We start from the raw sequence: 24429 nt of genomic DNA, 5'->3' as shown, positions 1-24429 counted from the left end.
CGGGCCAAATCCGTTGCCACGAAGCCGGCATGCGGTCATGCGATGCGAGCGACGGAGAAGCTCGGGTTGCCATCCTGCTGACGCAGGCGCGCACGCAGACCTGCCGACTCGGTTCGGTTGCCTCGCGCCGCCTCACGTTGCCCCAACACGTCACAGATGTCGGCGAGGGTCTCGATGCCGGTTGCCAGCCAGTACGGCGATCCGAGACGTCGCCAGATCGCGACCGCCTGCTCGGCGCGCCGAAGTGCGAGCTCTGCCCGTCCCGCGGCCAGTTGGGCCGTGGCAAGTGCCCAGAGCGCCGCTGCTTCGCCCCAGGCGTTGTCGAACTCGCGTTGCGTCCAAAGGCATCGTGCGAGCAGGCGACGCCCTTCGGCCGGCCGCCCCTGACGTACGCGCATCTCACCGAGCCAGCAGGCGGCGTGCGCCGCACCCAGCCGGTCGCCAATTCCTTCGCTGATCCGTTGCGCGGCGAGAAAGTGCTGGGCGGCTTGGTCATATCTCCCGTGTCGACGTTGGAGATGTCCGAGGCCGCGCTGGGCCGTTGCTTCTCCGGGCAGATATCCAGCCTGCCGACTGAGCCGCAGGCACGTCTCGAAGCAGTCGGCCGCCTCGGTGAGCTGCCCCCGCTCCAGCCGGATGACGCCGATCCCGCTGATGGCGTGCGCCAGTCCGTTGAGGTTGCCGGACCTGTTGGAGAGGTCCTTCGCCTGGGTGAAAGCGTGGAGAGCCGGGCCGTACTCGCCGCGCAGACGGTACAGGTTTCCCAGTCCGGACGCGATTGCCGCCGCATGGTTGGGATCGCCGTCGGTCTCGAACTCCTGCGCGGCCTCGAAGTGTCTGATCGCCTCGGGGTAGCGATCCTGGATCGTGTTCAGCTCGCCGAGACCACGGTGCAGCTTGGCCGCGGTGTGCCGGTCGTCTGTCAGCTTGGCCGCCACCAGTGCCCGACCTTGCACACTCCACCAGTCGGCGAGGTGGTTGCCGATCCTGAAGTACGCCGTCAGTGCCGCCGCCAGCGAGCCGGCCAGACCGGTGTTCCGGTGGTCCAGGCCGTCGTCGACGGCGGCGAGCAGAAAGGCGTACTCCTGCTGGAACCACAGTTTCGGATCGGCGGTGAGTTTCTCCATGGTCGCTCGAGGGAGACTCCAACGCCTCGGCGAGTGTTTGGCCGTACCCAGGAAGTCCGCGGACAGGTTGTGTTCAGCCTGTTCCGCCAGGCTCAGGCACGCGCCGAGCAGGCGGCGAGCAGCAGCGGATCGTACCCACGGCGGATCGGTCGCGGCCTGCTCCTGCGCGTACAGCCGGATGAGGTCATGCAGGTGATAGCGGAGCTCGCCCGCGCCTGAGGTCTCGACGAGATGCACCGCGAGCAGATCCTCCAAGAGCCGTTCAGTGTCGGCGGCCGGAAGGTCCAGCAACGGGGCCAGAGCCCACGACGGGAAGTCGGCCGAGCGCAGGAGACCGAGTCTGCGGAACGCCGTCCGGCTCGGCTCGGAAAGCCTTTGATAGGTGGGCTCGAGGCTGGAGCGGATGGCCAGATCGCCGACCACGAGCTCGTCGAGACGACGCGGCGCGGCGTCCAACCGGTCGGCCAGCGTCGCGATCGACCAGCCCGGCTGAGCGGCCAGCCGGGCGCCGGCGACATGCAGAGCCAGCGGCAGCTGACCGCACAGGGCGGCGAGCCGTTCGGCCGAACTGGGATCGGCGGCCACCCGTTCAGGACCGCAGAGTTGGCCGAGCACAGCTGTCGAGTCGGCCGGCGCGAGCAGACCAAGGGGTACGCGCACGGCGCCGCCGAGACCGGCCGGCAACTCGCGGCTGGTGAGGAGTACAGCGCAGTCCGGTCCGCCGGGCAACAACGGGCGTACCTGCCCGATCGAACCGGCATTGTCCAGCAGCACGAGGATCCGGCGGCGCGCCATGAGCGAACGGAACAGTGCGGCGGCTTCGGCTTCGTGGCCGGGCACGTCGCACGGGCGAACGCCAAGCGTGTGCAGCAGGCGCCCGAGGGCTTGAATCGGTTGCAGCGGTGCGACGTCGGCACTCGCCCCCTGCAAGTCGACATAGAGCTGCCCGTCCGGAAAGTGCGATGCGGACAGACGTGCGGCTTCGAGCGCCAGCGCGGATTTGCCCACTCCCGCAACGCCGTCGACAGCGACGACGACCGGTCCGCGCCTGCCATCCGTGAGCAGATCCCGCAGCCTGGCCAGTTCGCCGGCGCGACCGCAAAGTGTGCTCGTGCTCGCCGGCAGCTGGTGCGACTGCATGAGGACGTCGGGAAACGCCGGTGCGGGACCGGTCAGGTGAGCGTTCGTACGGGCCCTGGCGTCCTCGCCGGCTCTGCTGCTGTCCGCGCCGACGGCGGCTGGGTCGAGGGTGGCTGGGTCGAGGGTGAGCTGGCTGGTATCGCCTCGAAGGATGCGCTCGTGGAGGCGTTGCAGCTTCGGGCTGGGGTCGGTTCCCAGCTCCTCGACCAGGATCGTACGCAGCTTGGCGTACGCGGCCAGCGCCTCGCCTGGCTGGCCGGAGCAGCACTGGGCCAGCATGAGCTGGGCCCACAGCCGCTCGCGCATAGGATGTTCGCTCACCAGAGCGCGTAGCGGCCCGACAGTCTTCTCCGGCTCTCCCAACTCGAACCGGAGTCGTGCCCAGCGTTCGGTGGCTGCGATCCGTCGCTCTTCGATGAGCATGACTGTGGGCTCCAGCGCGGGGCCGAAGGACACGCCGTCGAGTACGTGACCGCGCCAGAGGTTCAGCGCCTGCTCGAGGCTGTCCGCCGCGGAGGCTCTGCGTCCCGCTCGCAGCGCGTCGTCACTCGCTTCGGTCAACGCGTCGAAGGTGTCCAGATCGAGCTCGCCGGGTTCGACTCGGAGCCGGTAGCCGGACGCGCGCACGGTTTGCAGGCGAGAGTCGGCTTCGCCGCGATGTCTCAGGATGCGACGGATGCCGGCGAGATACAACCGCAGATTGGCCGCGGCAGCCGTGGACGGTCGCCACCAGACCGACTCGATAAGACGTTCGGCGGACACGGTCTGGTTCGCGTTCAGCAGCAACGCGCCCATCGCGGCTCGCTGCTTGGGCGCACCCAAGTCGACGAAGTCCCTATCGTGGCAGAAAACCTCCAACTGTCCCAGGATCCGGAACTTCAAAGCCCACCACCCCCGGCATGTCTTTCCAGCACCATAACCAGTTGAGACGATACCCTCGAGTGACACCTGACGACCTGAGCGTGACCTGCCGATCTGGGCGGATGCACATCGCGCCGGCACCCGGAACCAAGCCGGAGTGTGCGCGAAATGTACACACGACTTGGCAGCCTGGGTTTAGGTGCGCGGTTGTTTCGCCCCCACTGTGAGCACCGCCGGAGGCAGGGGCGTCCATGCCGACCGCATGCACCATCCCGGCGCCCCTGCCTCCGTTCAAGATTGACCCGGGACGTGGTGAGATGCCGACGTTTGTGACCCAGGATGGGGTGTCGATCGCCTTCAGCGATGAGGGTGCGGGGGCTCCAGTCGTTCTGGTTCCAGGGATCTGTTGTAGCCGCAACTGGTGGAGCCGCCAGGCGGCGCTGACCGAGCGCTTCCGGGTGGTTTCGCCCGATCTCCGTGGAGTCGGCCGCTCCGAACGGGTGCGGCACGGCCACCGGATCTCCCGCTACGGCGCGGATCTGGCCGAGTTGCTCGAGCAGCTCGACTTGCGCGAGGTCGTCCTTGTTGGTTGGTCGATGGGATGCTCCGTCGCCCTCGCGATGGTCGAGCTCGTCGGCCAGGAACGGCTTGCCGGACTCGTGCTGGTGGAGGGCTCGCCTCGGCTGCTCAACGATCTGGTCTGGGCCTACGGTGTCGCCGACCTCGACGAGGGCTTACGCATGCGGGCCGCCCTGCGGGACGATTGGGACGCCGTGAGCGAGGCACTGATCCGCGACATGTTCAGCCTGCCCGGAAGGGATCCGAACGCGGATGACCTACTGGCCGACCTGCGCGACGTCGACCCGGACTCCGTGGCCCGGTTGTTCTGGGATCACCTGAACCAGGATTGGCGAGACGTGCTGCCGACGATCGCCGTGCCCACGCTGGTCCTCGCCGGCGGCGCCAGCAAGATCGGCGACAGCGTCGGCGCGGCGACCTACCTGAAAACCGCGATTCCCGACGCTCGGCTCAGCGTGTTCGAGATCGCCGGCCACGCCCTGTTCCGGGAACAACCCGATCGGTTCAACTCGATGCTCGCCGACTTCGCGCACGTGTGCGTGGGCCACCACCGTTGAACCGGGCCGCGAACCCATCGAACACGCAGTCCAAGCCGAACGCGAAGCTCTCCCGGCCGACCAACCCGAAGCGCGCCTCCATCTGCGCGGCGAGACCATCACCTTGCTCGTCCGCCGCGTCCAGGTAGCTACGCAAGCGGGCCGGCCGCTCCTTCTCGTCTCGTAGCTGGCCACGGCGATGACCAGCAGGCAAACCTTGGAGCGGCAGCTGCATCACCTCGCATGGCTGCGCCGGGTCCGCGACCGGATCGACCGGGAGTACGCGCAGCCCTTGGATGTGGAGTCGCCGTCGGCTGGTCCTCACTGGGCACGTTCAGCACTTGCTTCACCGAGGTCGTGGGAATGAGACCTGGGAACGCCAGCACCGAGGCCAGGACGTGTCCTAGGCAGGACCGGATGTGCGAGATCTGTGCGAAAGATCACTGAGAATCGCAGGCAACCCCTGTAATTGCGTTACAACACAGAGGAATCGGGTGGGCCATGGAGAGGATCGAGGTCTCCGGTTGCCGGCTGGGTATCCAAACCCATGGCGACGGCGATCCGCCGGTGGTGTTCGTACCAGCGCTCGGCCTCGACCACACCCAATGGGATCCGGTTCTCGCCGAGCTCACCACAAGCACGACAGTGGTTCTGTACGACCGTCCAACCCTTGGCGTCAGCGATCCTCTCCCACCAGAAGACGCCAGGCAACCGCGAACCGCCGGTTGGGCGGCCGATCAGCTGAACAGCCTCCTGAACAAGGCAGGTGTCCCCTCGCCGAGGGTCCTGGTCGGCCACTCGGTCGGCGGGATGATCGTCGAACGGTATGGCGTGTTGTTCCCAGCTGACACCGCCGGGCTCGTCATGCTCGACGCGAGCCAGCCGCACCTGCTCCAGCGCGACAGCGATCAGGCCAACGGCTGTCTGCTGGACGGCTACGACGAGCAGGCGATCAACTTCGATCCGGTGGGGAGCTCGGCCGAGTACGACGCCGAAGGCCCGGCGGCGCCGTTCCCCGTTTGCGTGGTCATCTCCCGCGCGTTGGGCAGCTGGAACGTCAACGATCCGGAACGCTACGCGCCGTTGTCCCCACGGGAGGTCGACGACAGCTGGCAGAACTTCCAACGCCAACTGGCCGCTCGGTACGACGGCCACCTGATCGTGACGCACTTCTCCGACCACATGCTGCCCGCCAACGTTCCGGGACTGGTCGCCCAGGTCATCGACGCCGTTGTCATCGCGGTGCGGCGGCAGGACCGGCGCGTCGCTCTCGACCGGGACGCCATCTACAACGCGGGCGGTCGAGTCATCCCGGCCGACGGGCAATAGCGGGCAGCACCACCCATCCGTCGGAGACACAACCGCGTGCGTCAGGGCGGGCGCGATCGAGTAGGTGGTGGGCGTCTTCGGCACCTGGGCGATGTCCGGTCTCGAGGTGGATCGTCAAGGCTGCCTTGGCATCGCGGGCGGCTTCGTCGTATCGCCGCTGGGCCAGCCGGGTCGCGGCGAGGGCGGCCAGTGCCTGGCCTTCGAGCCTGCGACAGCCGGCCCGGCGGGCGATGCCGAGCGCGGCGAGCGCAGCCTCGGCGACGCGTGCGGCTGCGAGGATACGAGTCGAAGCCGACGGCGAGAGGATCCGCGTCTCGCGGACCATCAGCAGACGGAGATCGCGGATGAGATGTTCGGCGAGCTCCTCGTCGGAGATGTCCGCGCCTTCGATGTCGAGGCGGAATCCCTGGCCCTGGATGCCGCCGCCGTTGGCGAAGTCGATTTCGAAGTCGAACCGCACGCGATGATCGCCCGTATCGGTCGTGGTCACACTCGCCGTCCTTTCTTTGAAGGCGTGCCGGACGTATCCATGAGTAGCGCGCGATGCGCCGCACCCGCGAATCGGCAACGCCGACAACCGCTGGGTGCCGGCTCGGTGTACGCCACCCCGGCCGGCACTCAGCGGCATGTCAGGTCTCCAACCGCTGATGCTCCGGCAGGCCTCCCAGCCGTGGGATCGGGGAGGCGAGGACGGGGATGATCGAGGTGGCGTAGCCAACTGCCGCGAGCCAGAGCGACGCGTGGAGTCCGATCGTCTCGCCGAGAATCCCGCCGGCGAGGCTTCCCAGCGGAAGCGCCCCGTACACCACGGTTCGGCAGCTGGCGTTCATCCGGCCACGGATGTGTGCGGGCGTGACCGCTTGACGAAGGCTGGAGACCAGGACGTTGGATGTCGACATTCCGCCGTGGACGATGAAGAAGCTCGCGATACATACGGCGACGACGAGGACGGTCGGACCCGCCGCGACGGGCAGCAGGACGGCGCCGACCGCGCAGGCGATCCGTGTGCTGACCATGACCGTGCCGAGTGGCCATCGCTTGGTGGCCGCGTGGGAAAGGCCGGCGCCGAGCAGCCCGCCGGCACCGGTAGCGGTGAGGATCAGGCCGATCAGGCCGGCGCTCAGCCGGAGGTCGCGTACCGCGTAAACAAGAAAGACCGTCTCGGCGACCAGGAGAAAGAAGTTCCCGATCGCCGCCATCAGGACGGTGGGACGAATGTAAGGCTGCCCGAAGGCGAACCGCAGGCCTTCGTAGAGCTCGCGCCACACGTGACGGCCGGTGCTCGCGACAGTGGGTTCGGGCTCGCGGTACCTGGTCCGAGCCAGGGAGGCGACACCGATCACGTACGACACCCCGTCCACCAGCAGTGCGACGGGGGCGGTGACGAGCTGGACGAGAACCCCACCGATGCCCGGGCCACTGACTTCGGCGGCGGACTGGCTCGTGGCGCACTTGGCCATGGCGTCCACCAGACGATCGTCGGGTACGAGTCCTGGAACGTAGGACAACCAGCACACTTCGAACAAGGCGGCGCCGGCACCGACGACGAACACGATCACGAGCAGGAGAGGCATCCGCAGCAGGCCGAGGGCGATGAGCGCGGGAATCGAGAAGACCAGGATCGCCCGGACGGCGTACGACCCCAGCATCAACGGACGGCGGCGACTCCGGTCGGCCCACACACCGAACAGGGGCGTGAGAATCAGGTACGGCAAATACTCCGCGAATCGCAGCATGCCGACCTGCCCGACAGACGCGTGCAACGTCAGCACCGCCAGCAACGGCAGCGCGACGAACGTCACCTGCGTACCGAACTCCGATGCGGTTTGCCCAACCCAGTAAGCCGCGAAGTCCCGGTTCCGCCACAACGAAGCTTGCCTCCGCGGAGGCGGTGGCTCGGCGTCAGACAACGGCACACACCTTTCACGCGATCGCTTCACACGCCTTGTGTCTCGGATCGCGCGCGGTGCGCCAAGGCGTCGGAGCACGGGCGTACGTCGGGTTCCCGACGTGGCAGCGTCAGGAACCCGACGTACTGAGCCAGCACTTACAGGTCCCGGTCACGCATGCTCATGTGACGACTCCTTCCGGCCTCTGGCTAGCGGAAAGCACTCTAAACATCGCATCTGGCGCCGCGCTGGCGCCGAACCGATGAGTGGCGCCAGCGAGGGCGGAGGCGAGTTGGCAGGCGTGTCGATCCACGCCGCGTGGACCATGTGGCGTCAATGCTTGCTTGCGCGGCAGCTCGCGCGGTTCCGCGGGTGCTTCTCAGGCCGTGACCGAACGCAGGAAGGGCACTTCGTCGAAGCCGACGACCTACCAGACGAGTCCATCTAGATAGTTGTGGCCGGAAAGCAGGCGAGCCATGCGGTCCTGCGCCGCTTCGCGTTCGTCAGGCTGGGGGTGGTGTACGTATAGCGCGAGCTCCCCGTACATGTCATAGAAGTTCAACCGCTCGCGCAGATGCTCGCGCTCGAACAGCTCCGGATACGCGCCGCGCAGCCATCCGGGGACCTCGGTGAGGGTGGTCTCGTCGAGCCCTCGTTCGTCGGGTACGGGTGGGAACTCTCGCGCCTTCGCGCACCAGCGCAGGATGGTATCGAGCTCGACATCCGCTGGCTGAGCCAACGCCTCCGCGAAGTCGACAATACCGGTGACGCGTCCTTGGTCGACGATCACGTTGGATCCATGTAAATCACCATGGACGAGGACGGGTTCGTCGGCGGCGAACAACGCGAGCCGCTCCTGGATCCAATCGGCGACGTCCGCGAGCAGGCGCGAGTCATGACCGTGCAGTCGCCGGGCCTCCTCGACCAGCTGGAGCGCCGCACTCACCACGGGTGGATGGAACGCAGCCCACGGCTTCTTCCCGGCGAGCGCGTCGGCCAGCCAAGGCGGCAGCAGGCCCGCCGGGACAGGAATCCGATGCAGGGCGCGCAACGCAGCGCCGAGACTTTCTATCATTGCTTGGCGCGTATGCGAGTCCGCCGCCGGCCATACGTCGTACAGGGTTCGGCCGGGCAGGCGTTCGGAGACGTACCACGGCCCGTCCGCGCTATCGCCGTGGGCGAGGTGCCGGGCGTGCGGGACCTCGCTGCCGGCGAGCAGGGCAACGACCGCAGCCTCGTGGCGATACGCGTCGCGGTGCCGCTCGTCGCGGTTCAGTCGGACGACGTAGTCGTCGCCGACCCACGCACGGCTCACCCAGCCGGCCTTTGGAAGAAAGCGCCCGGTTGCTGGCAGACCAGCGGCCGCCAGCGTCCTCAGCAGCGCCGGATCGGTAGCCGGCTCGTCGACGAACGGTGTTGATTGGGTGATCGCGGCGCTCCTCAGGACAGGCTGGCAAGGAATCAACGTAGCGACCTCAACCGCACAGAACAATCGATTTTCTTGGCCAACCAAAACTTGCCTGGCGTGGCAGCAAGCTACCCGTAGGAGGTTCGACAACCGGACGTCGTCGGCGACGTGCAGCGTCCAACCGTGGATGGTGAGCGATCCGGCCGCTGCGGTCAGGTGGGTGATCTGCGACCAGTCCGCGACGCGGACGGAGCGGTCGCCGTAGGTGTCGATCGGGTTGGCTGCAATGCCGTTGCTCATGATGGCCACGCGTCTACTGTGGACAGAGCGACCTGGAGGTTGTTCCACTCGTGGCGGGTATCCGCGTTGTCGGCATGCGGAGACCGGAAGAGTGCCGTGTCTGCGCAGATGGCCCAAAGAAGTCCGATGTGCCGGTAGAGCTCAATGGCCACGGGGTCCACGCAATCCCAATCGACCAGGAGCAGTGTGTCGTCTCTTGTGTCAACGATGTTGGCCGCGTGCATCTGGCCGTGCGTGATCACCCACGGCTTGCCGGCTGCTCGAACTGAGTCGGCGAGCTGGTCGCGGCGACGGAACAGGTGCCAGTTAGCCGGCACCCGTCAACGTCACAACGCGCTCGACCTACCATGCCATCAGGCCGACGTACTCACCCTCCATCTACCGAGAGCGGGCCAGGAGCCTCCGACGTTGGTGGATGTGTCGTCGACATGTCCGGGCCCCACATGATCTACCCGCTTGTGGTGGCGATGTGTTCCACGCCGAGGAATCTGGGTGTGGAGCCCCTACTCCAGTTGGACACGCTGCAGCACCCGCTCGACGACCCGCTCGGCCGACTCGCGGTGGCGAGCCGGGCGGGAGGCCAGCACTCGTTCTCGGCGCCCCGTGGCCCCGTGATCTCACGGGCCAGGGTCGGCGGGATGGCGAGTCTCGCCGGTCACCGGGCGCAGTCCGTCAAGCATGAACGCCAGCAGACGGTCGCCCTGCTCGGCGGGGACCTGCTCGCGGACCCAGGCAGCCGCGTTGATGAGCGCGAACATGTCCGCGGCGTCGACCTCGGCCCGCACGAGACCCGTCGTGCGCGCTCGTTCGAGCAGCCGCTCGCCAGCGGCGGTCATCTGCTGGCACGCCCGGTACAGCGCAGAATTCTCGTCCTTCAGGCCACTCAGTAGCGAGGTGGCCAGGCCTCGATAGGGGGACATGTGCGCCACGATCGCGCGGGCCCACCGGGCAAGGGCCTCGCCGGGCGAGGGGTGCGTGAGCAACTCCTCCGCGGTGGCGACGAGCCGGTCGATGCGCTCGTGGAGCATCGCTTCGAGCAGCGCCTGCCGGGTCGGAAAATGCCCGTACAGTGTGCCGATCGACACCCCGGCACGGCGCGCGATCTCCTCCAGCGACGCCTCCGTGCCCCGCTCCCGGAAGGCGACCTCCGCCTCCGCGAGCAGCCGTTCGTAGTTGCGGCGGGCGTCGGCACGCATCCGGCGTTGGGGCGTGTTCGCAGCGTTCACGGTAACCCTCTTGATAAGTCGAGGTGGCCTCGATATAGTTCCGAGGCAGCCTCAGCTTAGCCGACCACGAGGGGCCTCTCTGTCGACCAGGGCGGCCGCGCCTATCAGTACGGCACCCGCGCTGGCGTCCCGCCGGGGTGGTGGTGCAGCGGCGCGCACGACCGAAGCCCGGGACCAGCGCTGTCCGGTCCGAAATTGAGCGGAGGGGCCTCGACAGTGCGGTTGGATCACCACCTGCGGCCACCGCACAGTCCGCGGACATGAATGAGAAGGAGTCGACGATGCCGATCGCCACGTTGCGAGGCGTGACTATGGACTGCGCCGATCCTCGGGCTCTGGCCGGGTTCTATGAAGAGCTGACAGGCATGGAGTTCGGGTACAACGCTGACGGGTTCGTCGCCCTGACCGCTGGTTCGGGCTGCGACCTGGGCTTCCAGCGAGTCAACGGATACCGGCCTCCGCAGTGGCCCGGTCAGGAGGTACCGCAGCAGTTCCACCTGGACCTCCAGGTGGAGGACCTTGACGCCGCAGAGAAGCTGGCGCTGGGGCTCGGCGCGGTCAGGCCGGATCACCAGCCGGGTGGCGACGGGTGGCGGGTGCTGCTGGACCCGGCCGGTCACCCGTTCTGCCTGAGCGCCGGCTGACCGCCGGACCGCGACCACCACAGGCCGGGGTGATCGCAGCGTGGGCATGCGCGACGGTGTGCGGCGTTGACGAGCTTCAGCCGGCCGCCATGGTCACCGGACGGAGCGTAAGGTGGTAGTCGAATGTTTGTGGGTCATTATGCCGCTGGTCTGGCAATAAAATCAGCATATCCTAAGTTCAATCTTGGTTGGGTGCTCCTCAGTGTGCAGGCGCTCGATTTCCTGAACGCTGGTTTGAGTATTGCTGGAATTGAAAGTGCAGAGGTCGTTGAAGGTGCTCCGGCGACCGACCCCTACGTTCTACATTATCCCATCAGTCACAGCCTGGCGGGGGCCGCGGTGTTTTCCGCGGTTTCCGCCGGCCTATATTGGGCACTGACCAAACGCCGCGTGCCGGATGCAAAGACGGGAGCGCTGATCGTCGGTGTCGCCGTCTTTTCCCATTTTTTTCTGGACGTATTCACCCACCATGCTCTGCCGTTGACTCCCGGCTCCTCGGTGACGCTGGGCTTGGGCATTGGCCAATACGTGTTGCCCACGATCGCACTCGAACTGAGCCTTCTCCTCGCTGCGGCCATTCTTTATTGGCGCCGCGTGAGGAGCACGCTGCTGGGTGATTTGACCCTGTTGGCGTTCATCGCGATCATCGCCGCTCCGTTTCTCTCGTTGCTCAGCAATCCGCCTCCGGCTGAGCCGTCAATTGGTGCTTCGATGACCGTGCTCTCAATCCTCACGGTGTTTGCGGCGTTGGGTGCGCTGATGGACTGGTTTCGAAACCGACAGCGGGCGCAGACGAAGGCGTAACCCGGCATCGTTTCGGTGGCCCGGATTGCGACACGACCAACGGTCTGCGACACCCGTCAACGTCGCCTGAGGCGCTCTCTCGACAGCACAGCCGGATACGTCCTAGCCGAGCGATGCACCGTATCCACGGCGCCGCGCGGCTCGGAGTTCGCCCTGGAGATGAGCAATCTGATCTCGGAGGACGCCGACCTCGTCGGCGAGCTCGCGGTTTCGTTGGAGGGCGACCTCGAGACGACGCAGCAGGCTTGCGTCGCCGGCGCGCTGATTCGCGGGCACTGATGTGGCGTTGCCGGACCGTAGCGTGCCGTCTCGGAGTTGTTCGATGGCAGTTCGGATGTCGGGTTCGGCGTAGAGCCAGGCCCGGGAGACGCGGGCTTCGCGGGTGACGGTGTTGAAGGTGACCGGTTCGCCGGTCTTGGCGAGGCGGCGGATCGCGGCGCAGGCTCTGGTGAGGGTGTCGTGGCGGCGTTGTTCGGCGGCCCGGCGGAGTGCGCCGGTGTTGTCAGCCCGCATCGGCGACTCCGGTGCTGTCGCTGTCGTCGGTCTCGCTCAAGCGGCTCGACGAGATCACGCGTATCGGCTGGCCGACCGCTCACGCCTGGCTCGCCACGATCGCCGAGAGCGGTGATCAGGATGCGTGAACCGACCACCCACCAACTCACCGTCGACGGCCTCGGCGACCTGCTCCCGGACTGGCAAATCCACCTCCGCGCCAAAGGGACTCTCCAAGAACACCATCAAGTCCTACCTCGGCCTCGGCGAAGCACTCGTCACCTACCTCCGCGAGAAAGGCATGCCAACCTCAGCGAGCGCGGTCAAGCGCGAGCACATCGAGAACTACCTCGCCGACATGCGAGACCGCACCATCCCGCGGTTCGGTGACAAGCCCATGTCACCAGCCAACGTCGCCAAGCACTACCGCTCGACGAACCGCTCGTTGAGCGGCTGCATCAGCGCGGAGATCTCGTCCGGCCATAAGGTGCTGCCCGACTTCGCCGCGAACCGCCAAGCCGGATCACCCATGGCGTATTTTGACGAACTGCACCATATCCAACGATGCCGCTTCGATCGAGCGTTTGGCCATCGTCGCGACGATCGGCACCTTGACTCACCCGCCGAGATCGCGAGGACGTCGAACAGCGCCGACGGAACCAGAACGCCCGGCAGACGCCGCGATCATGCACACGTTCATCGAGTCTTCGGATCCGGGGTGCTTGGTGAAGGTCCCGTTTCGAAGAGCTCCGGAACCTTGAGCGCCAGCATCATGTCGCCCTCGACCTTCAGCTTGCCGGTCATGAAGGCCCTCATCGCGTCCTGGCGGCCCTCGGCGATCGCGATCCAGATTTCGCTGCTCACCGTGAAGGTCGTGTCCGGCTCGGCGACACCGCCGGGAATGAGGCGTCCTTGGCCGTCGTCGATCTCGAAGGCCCACACGCCTGGATCCTCGTCGGTGATGCACCACTGGAGGGTTCGCTTGAGGCCGGCCGCGGCCTTGGTGTTGAGGCGGTCCGGCAGCGCGTCGAAGAGCTCGCCTACGGTCATGGTCATCGCGCTCACCCTCTGCTCTCGCACGGCGATGCCGCGGGAAGTCACCCGGCCTGTCCGCCATGACCGTAGGAAACCCGACTTCCCTGCCCGTTACGACCTGTGTAAGTAGCGACCGTGCGCACGGGACCGCGACATGGGAGATGCTTGCCGAGCAGCTGCCGCCGCAGCTCGACGAACTCGTGCGGTGGCGGCAGGCCGAGATCCCGCTGGACGGCATCACAGAACGCCTGCAGCCGGTGCTCGGCCCGGCGCCGGTTGCCGCTACGCAGTGAGGTCTCGATGATCACCCGTGTGGCCAGCTGGTTACATCGGTCCACGTGCAACATCTGGTACGCCGACTCCAGTAGCTCCTCGTCGAGGCCCAGGGCGAGGTCGATCTGTATCAGGCGCGTGAGCGCCTGCGAGAACAACAGAGCGTGCCTGTGCCGGTACGGCTCGAGCCACGAGCCGGCCTCGCAGTCGACCAGCCGACCCTGCGACACGTAAGCCGAAACGCGCCGGTAGTAGTAGCGTGCCCGGTCGATGTCGCCGGCGAGGTCGCACTCGTTCCCGCGCTGGTAGAGCAGCTCGAGGTCGGCCACATCGGTCCACCACTGATCGGCCCGCTCGAACGTGTAGACCCGGTTGGTGTGACGCCGGACGAACGAGGACTCTTCCCTGGGTCCCAGTTCGGGCTCCAGCAGCCGCCGCAGCGCGTGCATGTTGACGTCGAAGCCGCTGACCGCCTTGTCCGGTTCGGCCTCCGGCCACAGTGTCTCGACGAACTGGTCGGCTGAACAGGGCTTGCCAGGGTTCAGCAGGAACCACAGCAGGATGTGCAGGCCCTTCTTACGGCTCTCCCCCAACGGCAACCGGTGGTCGCCCCGAAAAATCCGGAGGTACCCGAACAGATACGCGCGGAAGGTTGCGTCTCGTTCGAGCTCCCTTGGGTGGACGACGCTCTGACAGCCCCAGTCCTCGATCGCGCCCGCGTCCATTGCCCCTCCCCCTCAGGTCGATTTGAGGCGCATAACCAACAAGCACGAGGTGCGCCTCAGGGACCATTTTGCGGAGCTTATCTGACAGATCGGCAATGACCCAGTAATGCTTTGGTAAGAGATTGGCCTTTCTTACATCATGACATGGCGAATCACGTGTCGTGAGTACGTACAAGCAGGTAGTTGGACGCGTTCCGCCAGGTGGTTCCACGGTCGCGTTCTTACAATGACATCGGTCAACGGTCAGGTTCGAAGTACTCCTTGTTGATCGCTATCCAGGATTTCCATTTCTCGGGAACCTCGTCGTCACTGAAAATCGCTTCGACCGGACAGACCGCAACGCACGCTCCGCACTCGATGCAGTCGATCGGATCGATATAGAGCTGCTCGTGCGCTTCGAAATCAGAGCTGTCAGGAGTCGGATGGATCGCATCGACGGGACATACGTCATAGCAGGACGTGTCCTTGCTGCCGATGCATGGCTGGGTTATGACGTACGGCATACGTTCCTCCTTCGGGTCCGGAAGCGGCGGCTAGCCAGCACCGACGGGCCGATGACGCAACTCCTCCGCGGTGATCCGCTCGAGTTGCTTGTGCCTTGTCTCCGGCCCGAAGACGACAAGAGCGATGACGGCCAGCGCCATGGGGATGACACCGAGCGCGGCGGTCACGCGTACGGAAGGCACGGCGACGGCCGCAACCACCAGCGCGAGAATCAGCACGCCGCCGGCCTTGGTCGCTCCGGCCGACACACCGCTGCCTCGTGCCCGGACCGCTGTCGGAAACACCTCCGCCGTGTACGCCGCGAGGACCGAGTTGAGGATGCTGATTCCCCAGACCGGAACCACCAGGAGGACGTAGAGCAAGGCATGGTTGTCGGCAGCCTGATCTCCGAGGACGGCGAACGCCGCCAGCGCCCCGCCCATGAGCGTGACGATGAGCAGGACCGTCCTTTTGCTGCTCCAGAAGCCATACAGCAAGGCCACCGGGAGGCTCAAAGGAAACCCGATGATGGCGGCGTTGCGGAGGATCTCGCTGGCCTTCTTCTCAGAGAAACCGAGCTGCTGCAGGTTCGAGGGCATCCACTGCTGAAAGCCGTACTGCGTCATGCCGATGCTCAACGCCAGCAGGATGATCGCGGCGGACAGGCCGAGAAACGGTCCCGACAGCAGTTGCCGGAAACCATGGCTCAGGTCCTGCTCGACGGCGAGCTCCGACTCCGGCTTCACCACGATCGTGGCGCCGTAGCGGCGCAGGACCGCACGCGCTTCCTCGTCCCTGCCCTGCTTGAGCAGGAACCGTGGCGACTCCGGGATCCAGTGGTTCAGCAGCAGGAGGAACAGGCCGGTCGGCAACCCGACCAGCCAGAGCATCCGCCAGCCGAAGTGGTCGGGCGACGCCCACGTCGATGCCAGCCAGCTCACCAGGATGTAGGCGCCGGCGATGTCGCTTCCGATCAACACCATCAGCCAACCGCGGTGCCGTTTCGGCACGGTCTCCGACAGCAGCGCGAACGCGATCGGCAGCATGCCGCCGGCTCCGAGCCCCATGATGAAACAGGTGATCAGGTTCATCCAGTACTCCGGCATCGTCCCGCAGGTCGACGTGGCGATGAAGATGATCGCGGCCAGCAGGATGGCCGCCCGCCGGCCGATCCGGTCGCCGAACCAGCCCCAGATGAACGAGCCGAGCATCGTACCGGTGATACCTGACAGTGGATAGAGTCCAATCGGGAGCGCGTCCGCGTCGGGGTTCAGTGGCCCGCTCAGCCCGTACTCCGCCGCGGCACCCGGTGCGATGAACGCCAGTGAGACCGGCTTCATCACATCGATCGTGATCGCCGCCGCCATCACCAGGAGCAGGCCGACATGAGCCGGCCGGATCCTGGCGTCGTCGAGCGGAGTCACGCTGACTCGACTCAGGCGAGGCGCCTCGGTCCGTGCTGGGAACAGGCTGTAGGTGGTGACACCGATACCGATCAGCATGAGCATCATGCCGATCGACATCTCCGGCGTGACCGGCATCCCGGCCAGCATGTAGTCCGTGTCGCGCGCCATCACGAAGCCGGGCAACTGGAGCAGCACCCCGACCGTCGTGACGACGACGCCGACCCAGAACGCCAGCGGGTGCTCGTACGACACGCCGTTGAGGCGCTTGCCTCGCATCCTCCACCCCCCGCCGCCGCCGATGTCTGGGACCGTGGTCTCGGCCTTCAATTCCGGATTCCTTTCAGACTGGCGACAACGTCCTGGGAGTTGCCGGCCCACATGTCATGCGTGGCCTTACGCAGCACTTCCGCCTCACTGTGCGCGACCCTGCGCATCGCCGAGCGCAGCAGCGGTGGAGCCATCACCGACGTGACGACGGCCACCAGCACGATCACCGTGTACGTAGCGGTGTTCAGCACGCCCAGCCGCAGCCCGGTCATGGCCACGATCACTTCGATGACGCCGCGGGAGTTCATCCCCGCACCGAGTGCGACTCCTTCCCAGTGGCCGAGCCGGGCGATGCGCGCGCCCAGATAGACGCCGGCGAACTTGCCGGCGATGGCGATCGCGAGTACGGCAACGGCCGCCAGCGCCACCGTCAGCTGGGTCAGAGCGCTCAAGTCCATTCGGAGGCCGGCCGTGGCCAGGAAGATCGGAGCGAGGACCGACAGCACGATCGTCCGAAGCGGTGCGAGCTTCACCTGATCCGTGGCGCCGGGGCTGCCGAGCAGGATGCCGGCGACGAGCGCACCGAAGACCGGTTCCATGCCCAGCGCATGCGAGGTCGTGGCGCCGAGCAGGACGATGACGACGGCGGCCGCGATCGTGGCACCAGGGTCGGCGGCACGGGCGGCGAGCCGCATGATCCGGCGAACCAGCGGTCGCGCCACGACAACCGCCAGGAGAACGAAGCCGATCAGGTATGCCACGGAGAGCCAGATCCGCACGGTCACGCCGACCGTCGCCGCGGCCGCGGCGACCGACAGCAGAAACCAGCCGACCATGTCGTCCACCGTGCCGGCGGCGAGCGTCAACTGGCCGACGTCCCGGTGCAGAAGCCCCATGTCGGAAAGGGTTTTGGCGATCACGGGGATCGCCGTCACGCACATCGCCACACCGAGAAACAGCGCGAAGACCCACCGCTCGGTGTCACCGGCCATCAGCGACTCCGGCATGGCCAGGCCGGCCAGCACACCGAGCATGAGCGTTGTCACCAGGCCGGAAAGGCTTACCGGCAACGCGGTCGCGCCTCGCCTGCGCAGCATCGCCTGGTCGAGATGGGTACCGGTGACAGCGACCAGGAGCAACACGGCAAGCTGGCCCACCGCGTCGAGCAGGTGCATCTGCTCTCCGTCGGGTGGGAACAGCCAGGCCGCGATGCCGGGCGCCAGGTTGCCCAGGAGGGACGGCCCGACGATGACTCCGGTGAGCAGCTCGCCGACGATCGCCGGCATCTTCATCCTCTCGGCGAGCCGGCCAAGGCCACGGGCGAGCAGGAGGAGAAGAGCCAGCTGTAGCAGGAAGATCAGCAGCTCGTGGCCCGGCAGCGGCGGAGGCGGCGCCGACACGTTCACGTTCCGTCCCGCTTCCGCGCCTCTGTCGTGCCGGCGGACGAACCGCCTTCGATCTCTCGCAGCAGTGACTCGAGCTCATCGGGCGCGACGGTCGCGAGCAGTTCCTCCAACTCGTCGGGCTGGCCGCCGGCCTCGGCAGCCTCGGCGGACCCTGAGCCGTTCGCCTCGGCAGGCGCTTCGAACTGGCCGAGATCGATCTGGGACAGCAGTCGTTCGGCGAGCCCGGTGATGGTGGCACCCTGCAGCAGGTCCAGGACGGAGACGTCCACGCGCAGCACGGCCTCGATCCGGTGCTTCACCTCGATCGCCATCATCGAGTCCATTCCGAGGCTGCTGAGCGTTTCCTCCGCTGTGACCTCGGCACTGTCCAGACCGAGAACCCGGGCTCCCACGTCACGCAGGTGCGTGACCAGGACATCCGTACGCTCGGCCCCCGTTACCCGGCTGAGTGCCGCGAGCAGCGACTCACCGTCGACGCCGCCTGCTTCGGCCTCGTCGTCGCGGACGTCGAGCCGGCTGAACATCGGCGGCAGCTGGCCCGCCAGCGACGTCTCCCTGGCGGTTGCCCAGTCGGCCGTGATGGCGACCAGGTGTGCGGGACGTTGGGAAAGGACCCGGCCCAGGATCTGCGCACCGGCCTCAGGGGTGATCAGCTCAATCCCGCGGCGCGTGTACATCTGCTCCAGCTCCAGCTGTTCCACCATGCCGACGGACCAGGGACCCCACCCGATGCTCAGGCCGGGCAGCCCAAGTTGCCGGCGGTGGTGGGCCAGGGCGTCCAGGAACGCGTTCGCGGCCGCGTAGTTCCCTTGTCCCGGTGACGCGATCACCGAGCCGGTGGACGAGAACAACACGAAGAAGTCCAGATCCGCGTCGCGGAAGAGGCGATGGAGCAGCCATCCACCGATCAGCTTGGGCCGTAGGACCCGCCGGAAGCCCTCCGGGCTCATCCGCAGCAGGAGCTCGTCCTCGACGACACCCGCCGTGTGGATGACGCCACAGATCGGCGGCAGGCCGCGCTCCTGATGCGTGCTCAGCCACTTCTCGAGCTGCTCCGAGCTGGTCACGTCGACCGCGGCGAAGTGGATCCTCGCGCCCATCGACTCGAGTTCGCGAAGCTTGTCGACGAGGCCCCGCTTGGGGTCGTCACCGGCCAGCTCGTCCCACGTCTCCCTGGCGGGCACCGGCGTGCGACCCATCAGGACCAGGTCGCGTGCGCCCCGGTCGACCAGGAACCTGGCGACCAGCAGTCCCAGCGCGCCCAGGCCGCCGGTCACCAGGTAGCTGCCGGAGTTGCGCATCCGGGCGGGGAACGGCGGCGTGAGACCACCGCTCTGCACGAGGCGGGCGACGTAGCGTCGCGCGCCCCGGAACGCGACCTGGTCCTCGGCCTCGCCGGCGGTGAGCTCGTCGACCAGGAGCCGGGCCTGCTCGTTCTCACTCCCCTCCGGATCGAGGTCGCAGAGCCCGCCCCAGAGATTGACGAACTCCTGGTGGCCGATGACGCGTCCGAGTCCCCATAGCGGAGCCTGTTCGACGTTCGCGGTCCTTCGTGCGGCCTCGACGGCCTGCGCCCCGCGGGTGACGAACCAGACGCTGGGCAGCTGCGACAGTTCGGCGGAGACCGCCTGCATCAGCCGCATGGCCGAGAGCGTTCCGGTCTCCTGGCTGGTCTCGAGCTCCTCGGCCGGGGAGGACTCGCCGAACCCGCCGTCCAGGCTCCACAGGTGAACGACCTTGGCGATCTCCTTGCCGCCCAGGGCTCGCATCAAACTCCGGTACTGATCCGGGTCGGCCGGATCGATCGTGTAGTCGTCGCCGTTCTCGGCCAGGTCGTCGACGTCGCCGTGGCGTACGGAGAAGACGTGCCGGCCGGCCGCGCTGAGGATCCGCGCGGCTTCTGATCCGACGCCGGCCGAGTCGGCGAAGACCAGCCACGCCGCGTCGTCGCCGTCCGCCGTGTCCGGTCGCGGAACATCGGGCTCCTCCGGAGCAGGGCGCGGAGCCTCCTGCCACTCCAGCTCGTAGAGCCCGCGGTCGATACGTTCCGGGGTCAGACTCGCCACCGCGGCAAGCGACTGCGCCCTGAACCCGTTGATCTCCACCAGGACACGCCCGTCGGCGTCGCACATGGCGATGTCGCTGACGATCCGCGTCCGGTCGGCCTCCAGCACCTCCGCCACGATCACGATGTGATCCACCGGGGGCGCCAGGACTCGGACACGGTCGATGCCGACCGGCAGATACGGGGTCGAACGTGCGCTGTCCGATCCGAGTAGCGCGCTGGCGGTCAGCAGGACCTGGAAGGCCGCGTCGAGCAAGGACGGATGGAACAGGTAGCAGCCGACCTCGGAAGCGATCGCTTCGGGGACCTCGACGCGGCCGACAGCCACGCGGTCTCCGGTGACGATCTCCTGCACGGCCTGGAACGCAGGACCGTACTGGAATCCCATGCCACGCGTCTGTTCGTAGAACTCGGCCCGCGATATCCGCACATCGCACCGGGAGCGTACGCCCGCCACGTCGAGGGGCGCGGCTCCCGTACGCATGCCGAGCTGAGCCGTCGCGTGCATCGTCCACTGCCGTTCCCCGCTGGGCAGCGCCGTGTAGCTGGCGATCTCCACCCGGGCGTCCTCCTGGTAGAGCGTCGTCCGCAGGCGTGGGTCGGACACCGGTGTGATCGCCAGCGCCTTGTCCAGGCGCAGGTTGTCGACGCAGTAGTCCCCTGGGCCGTAGACGTGACGAGCGGCGGCCAACGCCATCTCGATCATCGCCGCAGCCGGCAGCAAGGTGTTGTCCTGAATGCGATGGTCGGCCAGGTAGGCCAGCTGGCCGGTGTTGACCTCCAGCTCCCAGGTGGGGTGCGTGGCGTTCATCCGCTGGCCCAGCAACGGGTGGACCTCTGTGTAGTGACGGTCCTCGCTCGCCTCTGCCGACTCGTTCCAATACGTCTTGAGCTGCCATGGATAGGTCGGCAGCTTGACGAACGTCGAGTCCGCCGGATAGAGGGCCTCCCAGTTCACCGGACGGCCGTTGCAGTACAGCGATCCCAGCGACGTCAGCAGGACCTCGGCATCGTGCTCGTTCCGCCGCAGGGACGGTACGACCACCCCGTCCAGCTCCTGCTCGGCGAGCAGCTCCCGCATCGAGCTGGCCAGCACCGGGTGCGGTCCGAGCTCGACGAAGTGGGTGTAGCCGTCGCTGACCAGATGGCTGAACGCGGCTGCGAAGAGAACGGTGGCACGAACGTTCTGCCACCAGTAGCTGGCGTCTGCTCCCCTTCCGTCGATCCGGGTCCCGGTGACGGTCGAGTACAGCGGCAGCGTGGCAGTCCTCGGCTCGATGCCGGCCAGCCCCGCCTCCAGATCGGCGCGCAGCGGATCCATGTAGTGGCTGTGGTACGGGACCTTGACCTGAAGGAACCGATGGAAGACACCGAAGGTCTCCATCTGAGCGGCCATGCTCTCGAGGATCTTGGCGTCGCCGGAGAGCGTAACCGCGCTCGGGCTGTTGACGGCTGCCACGGAGACGAACGGACCGGCGTCCTCGACTGCCTGGTTCAGGGTCTCGGGCGTCATTCCCACGGCCAGCATGCGACCTTCGCCCGACGCGCGTTGCTGGAGGCTGCTTCGGTAGTAAACGACCCGTACCGCGTCCTCGAAGGTCAGGACACCGGCGAGGTACTGTGCGGCGACTTCTCCTGTGCTGTGCCCGACGACGGCATCGGGCTCGACACCCCAGGAACGCCACAGCTCGGCGAGCCCCACCTGGACGGCGAAGTTGGCCGGCTGGGCGACCTCGGTCTCCGCCATCCGCGATTGTTCCTCAGGCGCCAGCATCTCCGAAAGGAGCGACCAGCCGGTGTGCTTGCGCAGTTCGGCGTCGCAGCGTTCGACGGCCGTACGGAACACGGGCTCGGTCTCGAGCAGCTCGCGGCCCATCGCCCACCACTGCGGACCCATACCGGAGCAGACGAAGGCGAGCTTGGGCTTCTTCCCCGTCTGGGCCCGGCCCGACACCACGCCAGGAGCTCGCTCGTCGCCGAGGAACGCACCTAGTCGTTCGCGTGCCTCGGCCGGATCCCGGGCCACCACGGCCAGGCGATGGTCGTGATGAGTGCGGCGAAGAGCGCAGGAGTACCCGACGTCGGCGAGGCTGTGGCCGCTGCGTTCGAGGAACTCGTGCATCGACGCGGCCAGGTCGTGCGTCGCCTCCGCGCTGCGAGCCGACAGCGGAACCAGCCGCCGCAGGCCGGTGTCGCGCGCCGGCTCGCGAGCCGGTTCGGCAGGCGGTCCCTGCAGCACGGCGTGGGCGTTCGTTCCGCCGAAGCCGAACGAGTTCACGCCGGCGTATCGCGGGCCGTCCGACGCCGGCCACTCGGTGAGCTGAACCGGAACTCGCAACCCGAACGCGTCGAACGGAACGGCGGGGTTGGGTTCCTCGAGATGCAGGTGAGCAGGGATGCGGCCGTGCTTGAGCGCGAGCGCGGTCTTGATGACCCCTGCCACACCGGCGGCCGCCTCCAGATGCCCGATGTTGGTCTTGACCGAACCAACGAGAATGGGCTTGTTCCTGGGCCGGTCCACCGACAGGACGCGGCCGATCGCGGTGGCCTCGATCGGGTCGCCAACGGGGGTGCCGGTGCCATGCGCCTCCACATACTGCACCTCGCGCGGCGACACGCCGGCGCGCTCGTAGGCGGCTCGCATGGCGGCCTCCTGGGAAGCACCGTTGGGAACGGTGATGCCGTTGGTGTGGCCGTCCTGGGAGACAGCGGTACCTCGGACGAGCGCGTAGATGGTGTCGCGGTCGGCCTGCGCCCGGCTGAGCGGCTTGAGCAGCACGACGCCCGCCCCTTCGCCTCTGGCGTAACCATCCGCCGATACGTCGAACGTCTTGCATCGGCCGTCAGGGCTGAGGAAGCCACCCTTGGACTCGGCGATCGTCATGTTCGGCGCCAACATCACGTTGACGCCGCCGACCAGGGCCAGCGAGCACTCCCCGTTCCAGACGGCCTGCGTGGCAAGGTGGAGGGCGACCAGCGATCCGGAGCAGGCCGTGTCGATCGCGAGGCTCGGACCCCGGAAGTCGAAAGCATACGACAGCCGGTTGGCCAGCATTGTCATCATCATGCCGGTGGCCGAGTTGGCCTGCAGCTCGTAACGACTGTGAACCCCATAGTTCTGAAGCAACTTGTAGTCCAGCGTGAAACCGCCCATGAACACGCCGGTGTCGCTGCCGGCAAGCCGGTCGACGACCTGGCCGGCGTCCTCGAAGGCCTCCCAGGCCGCTCTGAGCAGCAGGCGTTGCTGGGGGTCCAGCCAGATCGCCTCCCTGGGAGAGATCCCGAAGAAGTGAGCGTCGAACTGGTCAACCCTGTCGAGGAACCCGCCCCGGACGGTGGTCATCTTCCCGAGTTTGGAGACGTCCGGGTCGTAGAACTTCCGGGCCTCCCAGCGGTCTGGTGGCAGCTCCCTGGTGGCGTCCACTCCGTCGCGGAGAAGGTTCCAGAAAGCCTCCGGACCGGTGGCTCCACCGGGAAACTGGCATCCGATTCCAACGATGGCGATGGGTTCGTGCGGTGGGTCAGTGTGCTGGCGGTCACTCATGCGAGAGCATCCCCTTGGACATCATCGTTGTCTCGAGCTCCGTCGAGAGCTGCGCGAGCAGCAGGTCTTGGGCACTGTGAACGAAGAAGTGCGAACCGGGCAGCATCGTGAGGTTGAACCCCGCACCCGCCTGGTCCTCCCACCGCTCGAGGTCGGCCCGGCCGACTCGGACGTCCTGGTGGCCGCCGAAGATCGACATCGGCACCTCCAACGGGGACTCGGGAGCGAACTCATAGGTGTCGCACAGCTCGAGGTCGGCGCGAAGCGTCGGTAGGAGAGCTCGCATGAGCTCCTCGTTCTCGAGTACCTCCTTTGGCGTTCCTTCCTTGCGAAGGACCGTCTTCAACACTTCGTCGGGCAGGTGGTGGATCCGGATGTTCGGACTGGGCAGCTGGGGCGCCCGGAACGCGGCCAGGAAGAGCCTTTCGGGCTGCGGCGCACTCGCGCGCCGCAGTTGTCGGGTGAGCTCGAACGCGACGAGCGCTCCCATGCTGTGCCCGAACATCGCGAACGGCTTGTCGAGTAGCGGCTCGACAGCCAGGGTGAGGTCGTCGACGAGCGGCTTCAGCCGCCGGTACGGAGGTTCCGCGGTCCGGGACTCGCGGCCCGGCAACTGGACGGCACACACCTCGACCCGCGCCAGCAGGCGGTCGGTCCAGGAACGGAAGAGCGCGCTGCCGCCGCCGGCGTAGCTGAAGCAGAACAGGCGCAACACCGGCTCGTTGCTCCCGTACCGAACGAACCACTCGGGCCCACCATGGGCACGTGGCCGGCCTCGGCGCAACCGCTCGACGAGCTCGGCACGCATCTCCGGCGCGAGGTGCGAGATCCGTGCCTGCAGGCTGGCTTCGGAAACCGTGGGACCGGTCATCGGCTCACTCCCATCCGTG

The 24429-nt window shown here is 67.0% G+C and carries 17 protein-coding genes; 4 read left to right on the top strand and 13 right to left on the bottom strand.

Annotated features, from left to right (window positions below):
- Window positions 1–35 precede the first annotated feature (35 nt).
- A complete protein-coding gene (locus ACYVF6_RS41175; RefSeq protein WP_460530678.1) occupies window positions 36–3149 on the bottom strand; it encodes an AfsR/SARP family transcriptional regulator in 3114 nt (1037 codons plus the stop codon).
- A gap of 296 nt (window positions 3150–3445) precedes the next feature.
- Between ACYVF6_RS41175 and ACYVF6_RS41170 the strand changes: the two genes are divergently transcribed.
- Together ACYVF6_RS41170 and ACYVF6_RS41165 are read left to right on the top strand one after the other, a co-directional pair.
- A complete protein-coding gene (locus ACYVF6_RS41170) occupies window positions 3446–4264 on the top strand; it encodes an alpha/beta fold hydrolase (protein WP_460530675.1) in 819 nt (272 codons plus the stop codon).
- A 480-nt stretch (window positions 4265–4744) separates the two neighbouring features.
- Complete coding sequence (locus ACYVF6_RS41165) at window positions 4745–5572, top strand: alpha/beta fold hydrolase (protein ID WP_460530672.1); 828 nt, start codon at window positions 4745–4747, stop codon at window positions 5570–5572.
- Here the strand turns inward: ACYVF6_RS41165 and ACYVF6_RS41160 are convergent.
- The 4 genes from ACYVF6_RS41160 to ACYVF6_RS41145 all read right to left on the bottom strand — a co-directional run bounded on the left by ACYVF6_RS41160 (window position 5550) and on the right by ACYVF6_RS41145 (window position 10395).
- On the bottom strand, window positions 5550–6062 hold the full coding sequence (locus ACYVF6_RS41160; RefSeq protein WP_460530669.1) for a hypothetical protein: 513 nt from the start codon (window positions 6060–6062) through the stop codon (window positions 5550–5552). The two genes, ACYVF6_RS41165 and ACYVF6_RS41160, sit on opposite strands and share 23 nt — an antisense overlap.
- 139 nt (window positions 6063–6201) lie before the next feature.
- Window positions 6202–7482: an MFS transporter gene (locus tag ACYVF6_RS41155; protein ID WP_460530666.1), complete on the bottom strand. Its 1281-nt coding sequence runs from the start codon at window positions 7480–7482 to the stop codon at window positions 6202–6204.
- Window positions 7483–7888: 406 nt separating this feature from the next.
- The gene (locus ACYVF6_RS41150) at window positions 7889–9169 is read right to left on the bottom strand and encodes a phosphotransferase family protein (RefSeq protein WP_460531334.1); all 1281 of its coding nucleotides are present in this window, start codon (window positions 9167–9169) and stop codon (window positions 7889–7891) included.
- Between the two features lie 617 nt (window positions 9170–9786).
- Entirely contained in the window at window positions 9787–10395 is a 609-nt protein-coding gene (locus ACYVF6_RS41145; RefSeq protein ID WP_460530663.1) for a TetR/AcrR family transcriptional regulator, read from the bottom strand.
- Between the two features lie 260 nt (window positions 10396–10655).
- On the opposite strand from ACYVF6_RS41145, the gene ACYVF6_RS41140 reads away from it, so the two are divergent.
- Together ACYVF6_RS41140 and ACYVF6_RS41135 are read left to right on the top strand one after the other, a co-directional pair.
- A complete protein-coding gene (locus tag ACYVF6_RS41140) occupies window positions 10656–11039 on the top strand; it encodes a VOC family protein (RefSeq protein ID WP_460530660.1) in 384 nt (127 codons plus the stop codon).
- Window positions 11040–11162: 123 nt separating this feature from the next.
- Complete coding sequence (locus ACYVF6_RS41135; protein ID WP_460530657.1) at window positions 11163–11843, top strand: hypothetical protein; 681 nt, start codon at window positions 11163–11165, stop codon at window positions 11841–11843.
- A gap of 102 nt (window positions 11844–11945) precedes the next feature.
- On the opposite strand, the gene ACYVF6_RS41130 is transcribed toward ACYVF6_RS41135, so the two are convergent.
- The 8 genes from ACYVF6_RS41130 to ACYVF6_RS41095 all read right to left on the bottom strand — a co-directional run bounded on the left by ACYVF6_RS41130 (window position 11946) and on the right by ACYVF6_RS41095 (window position 24410).
- A complete protein-coding gene (locus ACYVF6_RS41130; RefSeq protein WP_460530654.1) occupies window positions 11946–12356 on the bottom strand; it encodes a DUF6262 family protein in 411 nt (136 codons plus the stop codon).
- Window positions 12357–13031: 675 nt separating this feature from the next.
- Window positions 13032–13391, bottom strand: a complete 360-nt coding sequence (locus ACYVF6_RS41125; protein ID WP_460531331.1) for an SCP2 sterol-binding domain-containing protein — start codon at window positions 13389–13391, stop codon at window positions 13032–13034.
- A 41-nt stretch (window positions 13392–13432) separates the two neighbouring features.
- Window positions 13433–14368, bottom strand: a complete 936-nt coding sequence (locus ACYVF6_RS41120) for an AfsR/SARP family transcriptional regulator (RefSeq protein WP_460530651.1) — start codon at window positions 14366–14368, stop codon at window positions 13433–13435.
- A 236-nt stretch (window positions 14369–14604) separates the two neighbouring features.
- The gene (locus ACYVF6_RS41115; RefSeq protein WP_460530648.1) at window positions 14605–14871 is read right to left on the bottom strand and encodes a 4Fe-4S dicluster domain-containing protein; all 267 of its coding nucleotides are present in this window, start codon (window positions 14869–14871) and stop codon (window positions 14605–14607) included.
- Between the two features lie 30 nt (window positions 14872–14901).
- Complete coding sequence (locus tag ACYVF6_RS41110; RefSeq protein ID WP_460530645.1) at window positions 14902–16533, bottom strand: MFS transporter; 1632 nt, start codon at window positions 16531–16533, stop codon at window positions 14902–14904.
- Window positions 16534–16580: 47 nt separating this feature from the next.
- A complete protein-coding gene (locus ACYVF6_RS41105) occupies window positions 16581–17924 on the bottom strand; it encodes a cation:proton antiporter (protein WP_460530642.1) in 1344 nt (447 codons plus the stop codon).
- Window positions 17925–17926: 2 nt separating this feature from the next.
- The gene (locus ACYVF6_RS41100; protein WP_460530639.1) at window positions 17927–23539 is read right to left on the bottom strand and encodes a type I polyketide synthase; all 5613 of its coding nucleotides are present in this window, start codon (window positions 23537–23539) and stop codon (window positions 17927–17929) included.
- Window positions 23532–24410 carry a thioesterase II family protein gene (locus tag ACYVF6_RS41095; protein ID WP_460530636.1) on the bottom strand — a complete coding sequence of 293 codons (879 nt, stop codon included), beginning with the start codon at window positions 24408–24410 and terminating at the stop codon, window positions 23532–23534. Before ACYVF6_RS41095 ends, ACYVF6_RS41100 begins: the two co-directional genes overlap by 8 nt.
- Window positions 24411–24429 lie beyond the last annotated feature (19 nt).

This window comes from Flindersiella endophytica, from assembly GCF_054779015.1.
This window is presented reverse-complemented; position numbering and strand designations above follow the sequence as displayed.

Coding starts and splice junctions, on each gene's coding strand:
- ACYVF6_RS41170 (WP_460530675.1), top strand. CDS start 3,446: ATGCCGACGTTTGTGACCCAGGATGGGGTGTCGATCGCCTTCAGCGAT.
- ACYVF6_RS41165 (WP_460530672.1), top strand. CDS start 4,745: ATGGAGAGGATCGAGGTCTCCGGTTGCCGGCTGGGTATCCAAACCCAT.
- ACYVF6_RS41150 (WP_460531334.1), bottom strand. CDS start 9,169: ATGAGCAACGGCATTGCAGCCAACCCGATCGACACCTACGGCGACCGC.
- ACYVF6_RS41140 (WP_460530660.1), top strand. CDS start 10,656: ATGAATGAGAAGGAGTCGACGATGCCGATCGCCACGTTGCGAGGCGTG.
- ACYVF6_RS41135 (WP_460530657.1), top strand. CDS start 11,163: ATGTTTGTGGGTCATTATGCCGCTGGTCTGGCAATAAAATCAGCATAT.
- ACYVF6_RS41130 (WP_460530654.1), bottom strand. CDS start 12,356: ATGCGGGCTGACAACACCGGCGCACTCCGCCGGGCCGCCGAACAACGC.
- ACYVF6_RS41125 (WP_460531331.1), bottom strand. CDS start 13,391: ATGACCATGACCGTAGGCGAGCTCTTCGACGCGCTGCCGGACCGCCTC.
- ACYVF6_RS41120 (WP_460530651.1), bottom strand. CDS start 14,368: ATGGACGCGGGCGCGATCGAGGACTGGGGCTGTCAGAGCGTCGTCCAC.
- ACYVF6_RS41115 (WP_460530648.1), bottom strand. CDS start 14,871: ATGCCGTACGTCATAACCCAGCCATGCATCGGCAGCAAGGACACGTCC.
- ACYVF6_RS41110 (WP_460530645.1), bottom strand. CDS start 16,533: ATGCGAGGCAAGCGCCTCAACGGCGTGTCGTACGAGCACCCGCTGGCG.
- ACYVF6_RS41100 (WP_460530639.1), bottom strand. CDS start 23,539: ATGAGTGACCGCCAGCACACTGACCCACCGCACGAACCCATCGCCATC.
- ACYVF6_RS41095 (WP_460530636.1), bottom strand. CDS start 24,410: ATGACCGGTCCCACGGTTTCCGAAGCCAGCCTGCAGGCACGGATCTCG.